Annotated in this window: 14 protein-coding genes and 1 tRNA gene; 4 read left to right on the top strand and 11 right to left on the bottom strand. The window is 56.0% G+C overall.

Annotation, left to right across the window (positions count from 1 at the left end):
* Positions 1 to 4 precede the first annotated feature (4 nt).
* Together BMY55_RS11705 and BMY55_RS11700 are read right to left on the bottom strand one after the other, a co-directional pair.
* Positions 5 to 1,204, bottom strand: a complete 1,200-nt coding sequence (locus tag BMY55_RS11705; protein WP_091430835.1) for a D-alanyl-D-alanine carboxypeptidase family protein — start codon at positions 1,202 to 1,204, stop codon at positions 5 to 7.
* Positions 1,205 to 1,243: 39 nt separating this feature from the next.
* Positions 1,244 to 2,101: an SPOR domain-containing protein gene (locus tag BMY55_RS11700; protein ID WP_091430833.1), complete on the bottom strand. Its 858-nt coding sequence runs from the start codon at positions 2,099 to 2,101 to the stop codon at positions 1,244 to 1,246.
* Positions 2,102 to 2,300: 199 nt separating this feature from the next.
* Between BMY55_RS11700 and BMY55_RS11695 the strand changes: the two genes are divergently transcribed.
* Positions 2,301 to 2,390: transfer RNA gene (locus BMY55_RS11695), tRNA-Ser, on the top strand.
* Positions 2,391 to 2,567: 177 nt separating this feature from the next.
* On the opposite strand, the gene BMY55_RS11690 is transcribed toward BMY55_RS11695, so the two are convergent.
* The 9 genes from BMY55_RS11690 to BMY55_RS11650 all read right to left on the bottom strand — a co-directional run bounded on the left by BMY55_RS11690 (position 2,568) and on the right by BMY55_RS11650 (position 13,941).
* Positions 2,568 to 4,061, bottom strand: coding sequence for a mannitol dehydrogenase family protein (locus BMY55_RS11690; protein ID WP_091430832.1), 1,494 nt, complete (start codon positions 4,059 to 4,061; stop codon positions 2,568 to 2,570).
* Positions 4,049 to 4,822 (bottom strand): L-iditol 2-dehydrogenase, encoded by a 774-nt coding sequence (locus tag BMY55_RS11685; RefSeq protein ID WP_091430830.1) that lies wholly within the window; start codon positions 4,820 to 4,822, stop codon positions 4,049 to 4,051. The genes BMY55_RS11690 and BMY55_RS11685 overlap by 13 nt, the downstream gene beginning before the upstream one ends.
* The gene (locus BMY55_RS11680) at positions 4,819 to 5,835 is read right to left on the bottom strand and encodes an ABC transporter ATP-binding protein (RefSeq protein WP_091430828.1); all 1,017 of its coding nucleotides are present in this window, start codon (positions 5,833 to 5,835) and stop codon (positions 4,819 to 4,821) included. The genes BMY55_RS11685 and BMY55_RS11680 overlap by 4 nt, the downstream gene beginning before the upstream one ends.
* An 11-nt stretch (positions 5,836 to 5,846) precedes the next feature.
* The gene (locus tag BMY55_RS11675; protein WP_091430827.1) at positions 5,847 to 6,677 is read right to left on the bottom strand and encodes a carbohydrate ABC transporter permease; all 831 of its coding nucleotides are present in this window, start codon (positions 6,675 to 6,677) and stop codon (positions 5,847 to 5,849) included.
* A 10-nt stretch (positions 6,678 to 6,687) separates the two neighbouring features.
* Positions 6,688 to 7,554, bottom strand: a complete 867-nt coding sequence (locus BMY55_RS11670; RefSeq protein ID WP_091430825.1) for a carbohydrate ABC transporter permease — start codon at positions 7,552 to 7,554, stop codon at positions 6,688 to 6,690.
* A gap of 124 nt (positions 7,555 to 7,678) precedes the next feature.
* Complete coding sequence (locus BMY55_RS11665; protein ID WP_091430823.1) at positions 7,679 to 8,983, bottom strand: ABC transporter substrate-binding protein; 1,305 nt, start codon at positions 8,981 to 8,983, stop codon at positions 7,679 to 7,681.
* 114 nt (positions 8,984 to 9,097) lie between these two features.
* A complete protein-coding gene (locus BMY55_RS11660) occupies positions 9,098 to 10,129 on the bottom strand; it encodes a LacI family DNA-binding transcriptional regulator (protein WP_091430822.1) in 1,032 nt (343 codons plus the stop codon).
* A 498-nt stretch (positions 10,130 to 10,627) separates the two neighbouring features.
* Positions 10,628 to 12,244 (bottom strand): GMC family oxidoreductase, encoded by a 1,617-nt coding sequence (locus BMY55_RS11655; protein WP_091432459.1) that lies wholly within the window; start codon positions 12,242 to 12,244, stop codon positions 10,628 to 10,630.
* 170 nt (positions 12,245 to 12,414) lie between these two features.
* Positions 12,415 to 13,941: a phospholipase D-like domain-containing protein gene (locus BMY55_RS11650; protein WP_091430820.1), complete on the bottom strand. Its 1,527-nt coding sequence runs from the start codon at positions 13,939 to 13,941 to the stop codon at positions 12,415 to 12,417.
* 585 nt (positions 13,942 to 14,526) lie between these two features.
* Between BMY55_RS11650 and BMY55_RS11645 the strand changes: the two genes are divergently transcribed.
* The 3 genes from BMY55_RS11645 (at position 14,527) to BMY55_RS11635 (ending at position 15,818) form a co-directional block, all read left to right on the top strand.
* Positions 14,527 to 14,997 (top strand): hemerythrin domain-containing protein, encoded by a 471-nt coding sequence (locus BMY55_RS11645; RefSeq protein ID WP_091430819.1) that lies wholly within the window; start codon positions 14,527 to 14,529, stop codon positions 14,995 to 14,997.
* A gap of 86 nt (positions 14,998 to 15,083) precedes the next feature.
* Positions 15,084 to 15,542 carry a host attachment family protein gene (locus tag BMY55_RS11640; RefSeq protein ID WP_091430817.1) on the top strand — a complete coding sequence of 153 codons (459 nt, stop codon included), beginning with the start codon at positions 15,084 to 15,086 and terminating at the stop codon, positions 15,540 to 15,542.
* Positions 15,543 to 15,638: 96 nt separating this feature from the next.
* Positions 15,639 to 15,818, top strand: coding sequence for a PLDc N-terminal domain-containing protein (locus tag BMY55_RS11635; protein ID WP_091430816.1), 180 nt, complete (start codon positions 15,639 to 15,641; stop codon positions 15,816 to 15,818).
* Positions 15,819 to 15,829: the final 11 nt, after the last annotated feature.

Raw genomic sequence — 15,829 nt, 5'->3', positions numbered from 1 at the left:
TGCGTCAGTTGCTTATGGTCGCGGCTTCTGGCTGGATCGCGGCTGGTGGCGCGTCATTGCCCATTACCAGCGCCAGAACGCGTTCGGCGGCCACCGTCAGTCGCTTTCCAAACCCGGCGTTCCCCACGCCTTCGTCAGCGAACAGCGGCACCACCGTGTCGCTGAGACCGTCGCGGCTGATCACCATTTCAGCAAGTTCCTGACCCTGTGCAATCGGGGCCGCAATCGGGCCGTTCCAGTTGATCGTTGCCGAAACACCCTCGCGTTGCCCTGCCGGGATCAGAAGATTGACATCCTGTGCAGGAACAAGACCGACCGTATCGACTGCGCCCAACCAGACATCCGCTTCGGCAATCTTTTCGCCTGCTTTCACGGTCGTCTCCATGGTAAACTGTCGAAACGCCCAGTTGACGATTGCCTCGGCCTCTTCAGCGCGCTCTTTTTCAGAGGCCATCCCTGAAATCACAAAGACGATCCGACGGTCGCCTTGCAGGGCTGAACCGACAATGCCGTATCCGGCTTCCTGCGTGTGGCCGGTTTTCAGGCCGTCGGCACCAATTCCAAGATCCAGCAGCGGATTGCGGTTAAAGCGGTTATCGGGTGCGCGACCCTTGTAGTAGTATTCGGATTGCCTGAAATAACGATAATAGTCCGGAAACTCGACAATGATATGACGTGCAAGAATGGCCAAGTCCTTCATCGACATGCGCTGCAATGGATGTGGCCAGCCAGAAGAATTTCCAAAACTGGAATTTTCCATGCCAAGGTCACGCGCACGTTCGGTCATCATACGGGCAAAGGCGTCTTCCGTCCCGGCCAGCCCTTCGGCGATCACGACGCTGGCGTCGTTTCCGGACTGAACGATGATGCCTTGAATAAGGTCCTCGACCGTTGGGCGGTCGGTTTGTTCCAGAAACATGGTCGACCCACCAATGGACGCAGCCCGTTCCGACACGCCAAACTGGGTGCCCATCGTGACGCGCCCATCTGCCAGCGCCTCGAACAGCAGGTTCACCGTCATCAGCTTTGACATCGACGCAGGAGGCAGTGGGACGTCGGCGTTCTTCTCCATCAAAACTGTTCCGGTGTTGATGTCCAGCACATATGCCGAATTCGCCCGCGTTTCGAACGCGCGGGCCGGCAGGGTGGCGACAGCCAATATGGATAGCAGGGCGGAGATGAGCAAAGTGAGACGGAATAGCATAGGAGGTTGGTGGCCTTTATTGATTTACCCGGAAGGGCATTAGTTCGAGACAGGATAGGCATCGGTAAAGCCCATCGCGCTTGTTTTCTTCAGCGCTGCCGAGCGTTCTGCCTGCGTGCCGACCGGGCCGACCAGCACGCGCCAGAACGATTTACCATTCGATGATCCCGGTTTGATTGTCACGGTCATACCGGCCTTTCGCAACTCGGCCGCAGTTTGTTCGGCATTAGCCTCAAACGAGAATATGCCAACCTGAACATAGGGTTTCGGCAGGGCGCTGGCAGCGGCGGCCTGTGGCACAGCGGGTTTGGGCGGAGGTGCAGATTGCGCCGAGGCCGCTTCGGTTTTCGCAAGTGCCGCCGACGCCGCCGCAATCGGATCGTCCAGCGAAGATTGCTCGATATCGGCGGGATCATCCAGGTCCTCGGACGGCGCGGCAGGTGCTTCCCTGATGACCTCTTTACGCAAGGCGGTCACGCTCAGCTCGGCAGGGGCACCAGCCAACATGCCAAGGGCTTCAGCCGCATCTGACGACACCTGAAAGCGCGGACCCGGCACCTCGCGTTCTCGCCGAAACAAAGCACCAACGACGGATTTGCCATTGGACTGGTTGCGGATAATCACTCGTTCGGGGTCTTTGGCGTCCGGGTGCGCCACCCAAACACCACCAAGGCTGGGACGACCGTCCCACAACCCTTTTTCCGCCAGCTGAAAGATCTCGGGTGCTTCTACATCCCGTTCACGGCTTTGGGCGCGCCCGCTTTTGCCAGTTGCTGCGGATGCTGAACCCGTATCGTTCTTTTTCAGAAATTCAGGAAGCTTGGTGTCTTCGCAACCCGAAAGAAACAGTGCGCTGCCCAACACAATGGCCACTTTCAGAGTGGTCTTGCTTGCCATGTCTCGCCCCTAATTGTCATGCGGGCCTTGCGCCCGGAACTGCTCTGCTGCCGGGTATCGATCCCGATTATGCGGTAGTCTAACGATACATCGCACGCGTGAAAAGGCTCTCGCGCAACGCGATCTTGCGGTGGGCAGAAACCAGCCCGCGAAAACCTGCTTTCAGAATCGCACAACCACCGCTATCCCTTCGCTCGTCGGAGGAGTGGCAGAGTGGTTGAATGCACCGGTCTTGAAAACCGACGTAGGTGAAAGTCTACCGTGGGTTCGAATCCCACCTCCTCCGCCACTCTTTTCTTGCAAACAATAATAATAATCTCAGAGGCGAAAACAAAAGCCCTATGGCACCTGAGAGTGGCCGGTAGTGATCGTTACGGTCTCTCTTCGCGGATATCTGGATCGTTGCCTTTAATCTCAAAAGTCAACCGGGGCCAAGGAAGCCCTTTTCTTCGAGCCACATTACCAGCTAGGCAGACGCCTCTTCACGCGCCACCTCTGCATACTCGCTCAGGGCAGCTTCGCAGCCTTGGACCCAGATCATCGAAAGCCATTTGTGGAAAGTATCAGAAAATGTTTCTGAACTTGCCAAGTCGCCGTAGATTTTACTTTGCTCCAGCCATGCCCGAGGGCGCTCTTTTGCTGCATGCGCAACTAATGTGAGTTCAGCCCAGATTGGATCGTTGGCCTCGATGTCGGTGCCATCTTCGCGGGTTCCGGCGCACATGCGGGCCCAAAGTGCTTCGACCAGCGCAAGGCCGTCCACACTGCGCCCGGCTGCAAGCTGATCGCGCACGATCGGCAAGACAAAGCCCGTATGACGCGCGGAGCCGTCGAACGCCACACGGCGTGTCGTGTCGATAATCCGTGGGTTCGAGAACCGCTTGACGATCAAGTCAACATATTGAGCGGGGGTGCGACCGGGAACCGGGTCAACGGTCACAGCGATTTCGGTCCTTTGAACTTTGTCGAAAAACGCCAAGATGCCGGGATGTGCCATGCATTCGGCAATGGTTTCCATGCCGAGGATTTCGCCGACATTTGCGATGACCTGGTGCCCCGCGTTCAGGATGCGGATTTTCATGGTCTCAAAGGCGTGGACATCATCCGAAAAGGTTGCGCCAACTTCATCCCAATCCGGCCGTCCGGCGCAGAAGTTGTCCTCGATCACCCATTGGCGATAGGCTTCGTGGGTGACAACGGCGGCATCTTTGATGCCAAAGTCCGCCGCAAGGGCCAGTTCTTTTGGGCCGGTGGCCGGTGCGATGCAATCGACCATGGAATTGGGGAACGTGGCGTTGGTGTCGATCCAGCTTGCAAGGTTGGGGTCGGACATGGCCGCAAGTGACACAACCGTCTGGCGCAGGATGTTGCCGTTGCCTTGCAGGTTGTCGCAGCTGAGGCCGGTAAAGGGCCCAAGGCCTGCGTCACGACGCAGCCGAAGCGCGGCAACCATGGCACCAAACGCGGTGCGGGGCGCGTCAGGGTGGGCGGCGTCGTGCACAAGATCAGGATGCGCGGCGTTGAACCCTTTAGTGACGGGATCAACATAGTAACCGCTTTCGGTAACGGTCATGGCGACAATGCGAATGGCGGGGTCTGCCATTTGGCGGATAAGCGATGCGTTGCCGTCCTCGATCGGGAGGTAGTCGATCATCGAACCGACAACTTCGGCAGAGACGTTCTCCGGGTCAAGCTCGATCAACGTGGTCAAGCAATCCTGCGCCAATAGTTTGTCCCGCATCGCGGCATCATAGGGGCGCACGCCAGCACCGATAATCGCCCAATCCAAGGCTTTGCCAGCCTGCATCAGACGGTGCAGATACCATGCCTGATGGGCGCGGTGGAAATTGCCGACGCCGATATGCACGATGCCGGGCTTCAACGCCGCACGGTCATAGAGGGGGCGTTCGACGTTCAGTTGGTCAAGGGTCGCATTCGAAAGGGAGATCAGCTCATCCATTGTCCACCATCCACGTTGTAGGTTTGCGCGACGATATAATCCGCCGCGTCGCTGGCCAGAAAGACGGCCATGCCGGTTAAATCTTCTGGCGTGCCCATGCGCCCAAAGGGCACGGCATCGCCAACTTCCTGTTTCTTTTGTCCGGGTGCCTTGTTCTCATACTTGGCAAAAAACGCATCCACGCCGTCCCAGTGTTCGCCATCGACCACACCCGGTGAGATCGCGTTGACGTTGATACCGTGCTTGATCAGATCAAGTCCGGCCGACTGGGTCAGGCTGATCACGGCGGCCTTTGTGGCGCAATAAACCGCAACAAGCGCCTCGCCGCGCCGACCGGCCTGACTTGCCATATTGATGATCTTGCCACCTTGGCCGCGTTCGATCATGTGGCGCGCGGCGGCCTGCATGGTGAAAAGCGTGCCCCCGACATTGATATCGAAGACGCGTTGGTAATCATCACGCTCAATCTCGACGATGGGTGCTGCGGTAAAGAGCGCCGCGTTGTTGATCAGGATGTCGATCTGCCCAAAATGGTTGATAGTTTTGGCCATGGCCTTTTCGATACTGGCCTGATCCGTAACATCCATATGGACAGAGAATGCGCTGTCGCCAATCTGGTTGGCTGTGGCTTTCGCACGGTCCAGGTCGATGTCGGCAATGGCAACCTTAGCGCCCTCGTTGACATAGGCCTCGGCAAAGGCCCGCCCGATACCCCGGGCGGCCCCTGTTATCAGTGCTGTTTTGCCAGCCAACTGCATCAGTTGATTCTCAGGCCCTGAGCGTCAAATTTGTGCAGCTTGTCGAGCTGTGGTGTGAGGTAGATCTCGTCACCATGCTTGACCTGGATGTCGCCGGTGATCCGCACCGTGAACATATCGCCGGGGCCTGTGTCCAGTCCGGTTTCATGGACGTGGATGAACGTGTCCGACCCCAGATGCTCGGCCACGCCGACGATGCCTTTCCAGGTGCCTTCGGTGGTGCTGACGTCGGTATGCTCGGGCCGGATGCCGATCGTTGCGGCACCATGTTTTTCCGCCTCTGCCCCCTTCATCAGGTTCATCTTGGGTGAGCCGATAAAGCCTGCGACAAATTCGTTGCGTGGCTCGTGATACAGTTCCAGCGGGGATCCGACCTGTTCAATGAACCCGGCGCGCAACACGACGATCTTGTCAGCCATGGTCATGGCTTCGACCTGATCGTGGGTCACATAGATCATCGTTGTCTCAAGCCGCTTGTGAAGCTCGCTGATTTCAAGGCGCATCCCGACCCGAAGGGCGGCGTCGAGGTTCGACAATGGTTCGTCAAACAGGAACGCCGCAGGCTCTCGCACGATCGACCGGCCGATGGCGACCCGCTGACGCTGGCCACCCGACAGTTGACCGGGTTTGCGGTCAAGATAATCGGTCAGGTTCAACGCTTTGGCCGCGTTCTCGATCCGACGTTTCTGTTCGTCCTCGGGCACGCCCGCCATTTTCATCGGGAACGCAATGTTCTTGCGCACCGACATATGCGGGTAAAGCGCGTAGGATTGGAACACCATTGCCAGACCGCGTTTTGCGGGGGGCACGTTGGTCGCATCTGCGCCGTCGATCTCGATATGCCCTGATGTGATGTCCTCAAGGCCCGCGATGAGGCGGAGCAGTGTTGACTTGCCGCAGCCCGAGGGGCCGACGAACACCGTGAACTCTCCGTCTTCGATTGTGAGATCAAGCGGTGGAATGACTTCGACTTCACCGAAGCTTTTGGTCACTTGGTTGAGTTTGATTTGTCCCATTGGTCAGTTCCTTATTTCACAGCGCCGAAAGTCAGGCCGCTAACGAGTTGTTTCTGGCTGAACCAGCCGAGAATGAGGATCGGTGCGATGGCCATGGTCGAGGCTGCACTGAGTTTGGCGAAGAACAGGCCTTCGGGGCTGGAGTAGCTTGCGATGAACGCTGTCAGTGGTGCCGCGTTTGCTGCGGTCAGGTTCAGGGTCCAGAAGGCCTCGTTCCATGCCAGGATGAAGTTCAACAGCAAGGTTGAGGCAATTCCGGGGATCGCCATTGGCGTGAGAATATAAAGGATCTCTTCCCGCAGCGACGCGCCATCCATGCGTGCCGCTTCAAGGATTTCGCCGGGGATCTCGCGGAAGTAGGTATAAAGCATCCAGACGATGATCGGCAGGTTCATCAGCATCAGGATGATGACCAGCGCGATGCGACTGTCCAGTATCCCCAGTTTGATGCAGATCAGATAGATAGGGTATAGCACACCCACCGCCGGTAGCATCTTGGTCGACAGCATCCAGAGCAGGATGTCCTTTGTCCGCTTTCCGGGCACGAACGCCATGGACCAAGCTGCGGGAACTGCAATCATGATGCCAAGGATGGTCGAGCCGCCCGCGATGATGATCGAGTTCCACAGGAACTTGGCGTAGTTTGAACGCTCCATGACTGCGGTGTAGTTTTCCAGTGTCCAGTTGAAGGCAAGGAACACAGGGGGATCCGCAATAGCCGTGGCTTCGGTTTTGAAGCTTGTCAGGATGGTCCAGAGGATTGGGAAGAAGATCAGCAGACCGACAGCCCAAGCGGCGGTCGTATTGATGATCTTGCGTTGTTGAGTTACTGAGCGAGCCATTATGTGTTCCTCACGCGTCCAGGTTCTTGCCGACGATGCGCATCAGGAAGATGGCAACGATGTTGGCGAGAATGATTGCATATACGCCACCGGCCGAGCCTAAGCCGACGTTCTGACTTTCGAGCACACGCTGGAAGATAAGATACGTGAGCGTCCGAGTGCCGAATGCACCACCGGTTGTCACGAAAATCTCAGCGAAGATTGCCAGCAGAAAGATCGTCTGGATAAGCAGCACGATTGTGATCGCACGGCTCAGGTGTGGGAGCGTGATGAAAGCAAAACGCTTGAGCGGTGGGGCACCATCCATTTCGGCGGCCTCCAACTGCTCGCTGTCAAGTGACTGGATCGCGGTCAGCAGGATCAGCGTCGCAAAGGGCAACCACTGCCAGGACACGATCAGAACGATGGACGATAGCGATGCTTCCGACAGCCACGACACCGGCTCGGCACCAAAGAAGCGCCATAGATGAGCAAACAGCCCATTGGTCGGGTCCAGGAACATGTTCTTCCAGACCAGCGCGGAAACGGTCGGCATGACGAAAAACGGCGCGATCACCAGAATACGGACGACCCCTTGACCCCACATTGGCTGGTTAAGCAGGATCGCCAGCACTACGCCCAATACGAGTGTAATCACCAGCACGCCACCGACGATCGTCAATGTTGCAAGCACTGACGGCCAAAAAGCACTGGAACTGACAAAGCGCACATAGTTTTCGAAGCCAACCCACCCAAGGTCGCCGCCGCGCAGCGGAAGGTATTTCTTGAATGAGAAGACCAGCGTCATGATCAGGGGCACGAGCATCCAGCCAAGAAGCAGAATAACTGCTGGGGCCATCATGATGCGGGCTGCTGATCGGGAATGTTGGGTTGCCATTGGGCATACCTCCTCTGTTGATAGACTTTAGCCTATCATGAACGGAGCCGTGTTTTTGAAAGACTTGTGTGAGATCCGGGGAGCACAAAGGGAGAGTGCGTTGCCCCCCGGATCAAGGACGCGTTTAGCGGTAGCCAGCGGCTTCCATTGCGTCATTTGTCAGAGCTTGTGCTTTGGCAAGCGCCTCTTCCACAGACTGCTGACCGGCATAAACAGCCGAGAACTCTTGACTTACCTCAGTTGCGATACCTGCAAATTCCGGGATCGCTGCGAACTGAACACCAACGTAAGGAACTGGGTCCACGGTTGGGTTGTTCGGATCAGCCGACAGGATCGATTCCAGCGTCATCGCAGCGAAAGGAACTTCTTGGTAGTTGGGGTTCTCGTACAGCGATGTGCGGGCACCCGGAGGCACGTTTGCCCAACCTTCGTTTGCAGCAACCAGTTCAATGTAGTCTTTCGAAGTGGCCCATTCGATGAATGATTTCGCAGCTGCTTCTTTTTGCGTCCCGGCGGGAACCGCCAGAGCCCATGCCCACAACCAGTTCGAGCGCTTGCCCAAACCATTGTCGGGTGCCAAAGCGAAGCCAACTTTGTCAGCAACTTCGGAATCTTCGGGGTTGGTTACGAAGGACGCCGCCACCGTGGCGTCGATCCACATGCCGCATTTGCCCTGCTGGAACAGGTTCAGGTTTTCGTTGAACCCGTTGGTCGCATAACCGTTCGGTCCGGATTCATTCATCATGCCGACATAGAAGTTCAGAGTGTCAGCCCAGGGCTGCGTGTCGAACTGGGCGTTCCAGTCTTCGTCGAACCAGCGTGCGCCGAACGAGTTCGACATCGCCGTGATGAAGGCACCGCCTTCACCCCAACCAGCCTTGCCGCGCAGGCAGATGCCGTTGATGTCGTTGTCGCGGTCGGTCATTGCAGCAGCGGCTTCGCGAATGAAGGTCCAAGTCGGGTCCTTGGGCATTTCCAGGCCGGCTTTTTCCATCAGATCGGTGCGATACATGATCATCGAGCTTTCGCCGTAGAACGGTGCCGCATAGAGCGTCCCTTCATAGGACAGGCCGCCCCGCATTGCGGGCAGGATGTCGTCGGCGTCGTATTCGGCGGAAAGGTCATCCATGGGGATAAGCCAGCCGTTGGCAGCCCAGATCGGTGTCTCGTACATACCGATCGTCATGATATCGAACGAGCCACCCTTGGCTGCGATATCTGTTGTGACGCGCTGACGAAGTACGTTTTCTTCCAGAGTGACCCACTCAACCGTGTGACCGGTCTTGTCTGTGAAGTCCTGTGTCAGACCCTGCATGCGGATCATGTCGCCGTTGTTCACGGTCGCAATCACCAAATTCTCGGCAGTTGCACCGCCAGCTGTAACGAGCGCAATCGCCGTCGCAGCATAGAGTGTTCTTTTATATGACATCCGAAATCTCCTCCTGGTTGGATGATGAGATCAGAATACTCAAGCTGATGACGCGAAGTCAATTAAATTTTTGCGCGCGTAAAAAATAATAAACACGGGTGCGAAAGCAATAGCTTAGGCAGAGTCTCTCATCACCAGCCGCCCTTCAAATGTCGTCTCTGTTCGATCGGAGAGGCGTTCTTCTTTCTCTAGCATACCGAACAATTCATCCACGGCTCGATTCGCAATGGCTTCGTAATCTTGCGCGATCGTCGTCAGCGGGGGGCAGGTAAATCTGGAAAACGGGTGATCATCATGACCGGCAATCCGAAGGTCGCAACCAGCGCCATGCCCCACCTGCAAGCCCAGACCATATGCCGCCGAAAGCATGCCGATCGCCAAACGGTCGTTGCTGCACAGGATTGTGTTGGTGTTAAACGCCTTGGACGAAAGCAACCGTCCGCCTTCGATGCAGCCGATCTCCTCGAAGTCCCAACCGTCGCCGTCAGCCTGAAATATTCGAGGCTCGAAGCCATGTCGTTCCATACTGTCAACATAGGCTTGGTGGCGTTTGTTGGCATTGGGGTTCGTTGGGGATTTCATCTCGAAGAAGCAGGGTGCTTCACCGCTTCGGCAAAGGTATTCAACGATGAGACCAACACTTTGGGAATTGTCTGTCCCTACGAAAGCCTGACCGATATCGTTCATATTGGCGTCAAACAGAACGAGCGGGAAATCTTCGTCAAAGGCTTGAACGGCATCCTTGTCTGACATCCTTCCGAACGGTGCGAGCAGCACCCCCGCCGGTTTAAGAGACCTCAGAGAATGCAGGTTTTCCCGCTCCATGTCCGGGCTGCCGTGCGAGCTGAGCAGGATTGGGCTATAACCCGCCTTTATACAGGCCAACTCGACGCGGCGTCCAATTTCGGAAAAAAATGGGTCAGCAAGATTTGGAACCACGATACCAATGTTTTTGGTCGTGCGCCTGTTCTGGTTCATCGCAAACACGTTGGGCTGGTAATCATACTTCTTGAGAGCGGCCTCAATTTTCGCCCGGGTTGAGGTGCGCACGCTGTCAGGATCATTGAAATATTTGGACACGGTCGGGCGGGAAATGCCGCTTATCGACGCGAATTCTTCCATATTGCGAATTTTTAGTTGACCCATTTTGACACCTGAAGCCTATGAACGCGACGCGCGATAAATATAAAGATAAGAGCGCCCTTGGCAAAACGTCAAGAAAATATGTCGATTTCGTAAATTCTAAACTTTGACGAGGAGGTGCCACGAACAGAAACGATACGCGCCCGGCCCGCGCAACAGTGAGGCGCGCCGGGCGGGATGGCCCTGCGTGTCTTGCCCCAACGTTCAAGCATCGTGACCTATGTGTTGGCGCCGGGCTAGACCACGCAACTCATCGCGGCGAAATTGAACAACAATACATCTTTGACCACTTCGAACAGATCGTGGATGTTGAGCATCTTTCCGCAGAGTGCTCTTCAAAAGCGAATATGTCGCATGTCCGCTTTACAGGCGAACGAAAACCACCGCCGCCGGTCGGTCGACGGCGGTGATCTGGAATGTGTTGAAATGATTTTCCATCAACGCATCCTTGCAACACAAGATCAGCACCGGAAACCGTCGCTACGATAAGCCAAAGGTCAGTCACGTGGTGCCGTGCTTTATCATATCGGCGGCTTTCTCGGCGATCATCACGACGGGTGATGCGGTGTTGCCGGATACGATCCTGGGCATGATGGACGCGTCAACCACCCTTAATCCTTGCAGGCCGTGGACTCGCAAATCAGCCCCGACCACTGCGGCAGGATCATTGCCCATCTTACAGGTTCCGACGGGGTGAAATATGGTCGTGGCGATCTCACCGGCTTTTTGCAGAAGGGCGGCATCGTCCTGGTGGGCGGGGCCGGGCAGGATTTCTTCGGGGTGATAGTCCTTGAGTGAAGCGGCCGACATGATGCTGCGTGCCTGCCGTATGGAACTAACCGCCACCCGCTTGTCGTTCTCTGCGGAAAGATAGTTCAGCCGGATATCCGGTTGTATCTTCAGATCTTTCGACTGAGCGTGGCAGTTCCCGATACTCTCAGGCCTCAGGTTGCAGACCGACACGGTAATCGCCGGAAAAGGATGCAACGGGTCGCCAAGCCGGTCGGTTGACAACGGCTGAACATGATATTCCAGATCTGGAGTGTCCAGTGAGGGATCGGATCTGGTGAACATTCCAAACTGGCTGGGCGCCATCGAAAGGGGCCCGCTTTGGGTCAGCATGTATTGCAGCCCCATGCGGGCTTTGCCCCAGAAAGAATTGGTCATCGTGTTCAGGGTTTTTGCATTCTGCACTTTGAACACTGTACGAATTTGAAGGTGATCCTGAAGATTTTCGCCAACGCCCGGACTTTCATGGACCGGTGTGACGCCCAAATCGGAGATCCTGTCCGGCTGACCGACCCCTGACAGTTCGAGTGTCTTGGGCGAGTTGATCGCGCCCGCCGCCAGCACAATTTCGGCCGTGCAACGTGCCTCGAATGGTTTGCCCTTCCACTGAAAACGGACGCCCTTGGCGACTTTGCCGTCAAGGATCAAGTGTTGGGTATGCGCCCGCGTCAGAACCCGAAGGTTGGCACGACCCATGGCAGGGCGAAGAAACCCCGTGGCCGTGCTCCACCGGACGCCATTTTTCTGGTTCACCTCGAAAAAGCCCGAGCCTTCATTGTTGCCGTCATTGAAATCATCGCGTGGCTGGATCCCGAACTCTTTCGCAGCGTCCTGAATGGCAGATAGAATATCCCACCGCAGCCGCTGCTTCGAAACTTTCCATTCGCCGCCTGCGCCGTGCAGGTCTGTATGACCGCCATGGTGGTCTTCGGATTTCAGGAAATAAGGCAGGACATCGTCCCACCCCCAACCGATATTTCCCAATTGCCGCCAGTTGTCATAGTCAGAAGACTGTCCGCGCATGTAGATCATGCCGTTTACTGAGGTGCAGCCGCCAAGAACCTTGCCACGCGGATACACCAGCGCGCGACCGTTCAAGCCCGGTTCAGGCGCGGTCTTCATCATCCAATCGGTGCGCGGATTGCCGATGCAATAGAGATACCCAACGGGAATCTTCACCCAATGGTAGTTGTCTCGGCCGCCCGCTTCCAACAACAGAACCCGTGTCTTAGGGTCTTCGCTCAGACGGTTGGCCAGAACACAGCCTGCGGTTCCAGCGCCAATGATGATGTAGTCAAAGTTGCCGTCCAGCGTTTCAACCTGCGTCATTCGGATCTCTCCCACAAACAGATATGTCTTCCCCATGACGGGTCACGGGCGCCCTTCGGGCCGGATTGTGTGCGGCTTACCCTCTCTGATGGTCCTACTGAACGCAATGTTATCCTGCTTTGTAATACAGGTCATGATTGGCTAAGCTTGATGCGTGGTTCGACCACTGATCAGCCAAGCAGATAGCGATAGGCTGTTCCAATAACCGCCGCCACCGCCACACCCACCGCAATGTGGCGTGAGGTCACGACGCGTCGCTTGGGGGTGCCGCGCTCATATCGTGGGTCAAGCAGACGGGTATCGGCAAGGATCGCCCCGGCTCCTGTATCTTCTTTCAGATCGAGTGGCCGCAAGCCGCGCCCATCCAAGGCGTTCATTTCGTTCGCAGCGGCAAGGAGACTGCCGGACTTGGCGATGTTTTCTTTCAGGGTGTCCGGACTGCATCCCAAGTGCTCGGCCAAGAGACGATTGCGCAGCCCTGCAATGATCTCGCGGGTGTTGTCATTTCGCGCTTCTATGCTCAGGTCGCATTCGGTGTCGAACCCCATTGAGCGTCGGTCGATGTTGCTGGACCCCACGCGCAACACCCGATCATCGATCACGCACACTTTGGCATGGACATAGATCGGTTGAGCCGCAGCATTGACGGGCGATAGAATGCAGAACCGATTGTCATGATCGGCTTCCTGAAGCTCGTTGACCATGCGCGTTCTGGTGACATGCATGGCGTTGTCTTCAACAATATTTTCGGCCTGCACCGGGTTTATCACGATGATATCGGGTCCGGTTGGCTCTCGCAAACGTCGAAACAGCGCATCAGTGACGACGTCTGATGCAAAGTATTGACTCTCAATGTAAATCGACGATCGAGCGGACGCAATTCCATCCAAGACCATTTCTTCGATTTCGTTGATCAGGGGACGATCTTCGTCGGGTGGCTCGGTTCGCGAAATCGCCACAGGGACATCACGGCAACTGACGTCCAGCGAAGCGGGCCATATGTCGCGATCGGGCAAGTCAGGTGCCTCTAGCGCCTCTCCGGTTGCCCGCAACCATCGTATGCGGGCCAATTCTGCCAAATCGCGCGCGGCTGGGCCTGCCACGGCGGTTGTCACGTCATGCCAGGGGGCGGCGGGCGACCCATCGCGCAGCACACGCCGGGGATCATCGGGCGTGTGATCCGGCGTGTCCCAACGTGCATCGGTGACGTCGATGCCACCGCAAAAGGCCAGTCGGTCATCCACGACAACGATCTTTTGATGATGACATGCGCCGACAGGATGACGCCCGTCCAGTGCCAGTTTGATTCGATCCGGTCCAGCCATGTTCAGGCGCACCGCAGGCACCAGACGGCCCGGCGCGACCACTGCTGATCCGCTCCAGCGCAAGAGATAGATGTTAAGGTCTGGAGCACGCTCGACCACGGCCGCGATAAAATCGGCAACCTTGTTGGGATATCCGTCCGGAGCGTTACCATCTTCATTGCTTTCCCCTGGCAGCATTTCGATCTCCAGATCGAAATCCCAGCCGATCAGAAGCACTTGCCGCTCTGCCGTGATCAACGCCTCGCGCAATGCACGGAAATATGCGGCACCATCAATCACCAGTTCAAATTTCAGGGCCGTGTTGACCCTCCAGCAGTTTCGTCCCGGATTGAACAAACTGCTACGGTCAGGGTCTGCTTGATGATCTGGCATAGTTGACCAGTCTCCTTGCTTGGGCATGTTTCAAAGGCGTCACGCCAACAATTCATACGCGGGCCTTCAACGCCATCGGCCTGCAAAACGTTCCCCCGAGACGGACCGTTGTTCGGTGACGTTCAAGCCATCTGACACCAAACCCGCGCGGCATTTTGTTCAAAAAGTTTGGAACCAATGACGGTGTAGTGACGTTTTGAAATCAGGCGCGTGTGGCGCGGCACTATGTTGACAATACATGGAAGGTGGACATGAGAACACTTCATTCCCCATCGAAAGGGCAGGCGGGCAGACATCAAGATGCTCTGCACCCTGAGCAAAGCCTGACAAAAGCTTTGGAGATTTACCAAAGATTGCTGTCACACATGGATAATCGCCCCGTACAGGCGCGTGCCGAAACGATTTGCGCAATCTCGGACGGCTTGTCGCGGCTGGATGCCACGACGGCCCAGCATCAGAATCCAGCGTATCATGCGGACCCTGTGAGTGCTTGTCCGTCGTGATGCAGAGAAGCGTTTTCTAGATTGCCGGCTAACTCCACTTTCTTGACCTTAATCGAACGACGATCAAAGGAACTATCTGAAAATGCGTAATATTTATGATGCCATCGAGAACGATCACGACAATCACCGCGAGCTGCTGAACAAGATCAAGCAGAGCAGCGCACAAGACCGAGGCAGGCTTTGGCGCGTCTTCTATGAAGATGTGAAAAGCCACGCAGCTGCGGAAGAAGAAACCTTTTATTCGAAACTGATTTCAAAAACTTGGGGACAGGATGCAGCCCGACATTCGGTGCACGAGCATCAGCAGCTTGACGATATGATGGAAGAAATCAACGCCATGACACTGACGTCGGATCTGTGGATGAAGAAATTCGACCAACTGGCGCACGACTATGAGCACCACATGGATGAAGAAGAAAACGAAGTTTTTGAACGCGCAAAGGAAACCATAGATCAAGAAGAGATCGAAGGGTTTGGCGCCAAGTTTGAAGCGCGCAAGAAAAAAGAACGCGAACTGATCAACGACAAGCGCGAGGACAGCCTTGAGGATTAGACCCGCGCAGCGTTATTCGAGCACAGTGGCCGCTCTGACGCATCGCGCCTAAATCAACGTATCTTTGACCAGAAAAGGAAAGCCCCATGAGGAAACTGCAAAAAGGAACCTGGGTCTTGATCGCGGATGGCGAGAAAGCGCTGTTTCTTGTCAATGAAGGCAGCGCGCTGCACCCTAAATTGCAGGTGCTGCGGAAGGAAGAACAGGACAATCCAGCGATCCGTGAACAGGCCGCCAATCGGCGCGGGCGGGTGCACCAAAGCGCCAATCAGGGAAAATCGGCCTATGAAGACACCGATTGGCACCAACTGGGCAAAGAACGCTTCGCTCAGGATCTCGCCGAACATCTATATCGCAAGGCCCATAAGGACCAGTTTTCGCATCTGGTCATATGTGCAGCACCGGACATATTGGCGGTTTTGCGTGATGAAATCCATCAAGAGGTCCGCAGACGCGTGATCGCCGAGGTGCCGAAAACGCTGACAAATCATCCGCTTGACGAGGTTGCGAAGATCATATGTGCCGATCTGGAAGCACAGTCCTGAACACACCGAAATCTGTTTTGGGAACCAATCGGTCAGCCAGGCGTTGGTTTGGCGAAAGCAGCCTTTCAGGCTGCATGGAAATGAAAGGAAAGCAGAATGGATTTCGTGTCTGGTATAGGTGGCCTGATTATTTTGATCCTCGACATCTGGGCAATTGTATCGGTGCTGCAATCAGGCGTGCCCGCATTGAACAAGGTGCTTTGGATTCTGTTGATTTTGGTCCTGCCACTGATCGGCTTTATCATCTGGTTCGTTGCAGGTCCGAAAGGCGCCTAAGCAGCGTTTGT

It is taken from the genome of Aliiroseovarius sediminilitoris, from assembly GCF_900109955.1.
GTDB lineage: Bacteria > Pseudomonadota > Alphaproteobacteria > Rhodobacterales > Rhodobacteraceae > Aliiroseovarius > Aliiroseovarius sediminilitoris.
This window is presented reverse-complemented; position numbering and strand designations above follow the sequence as displayed.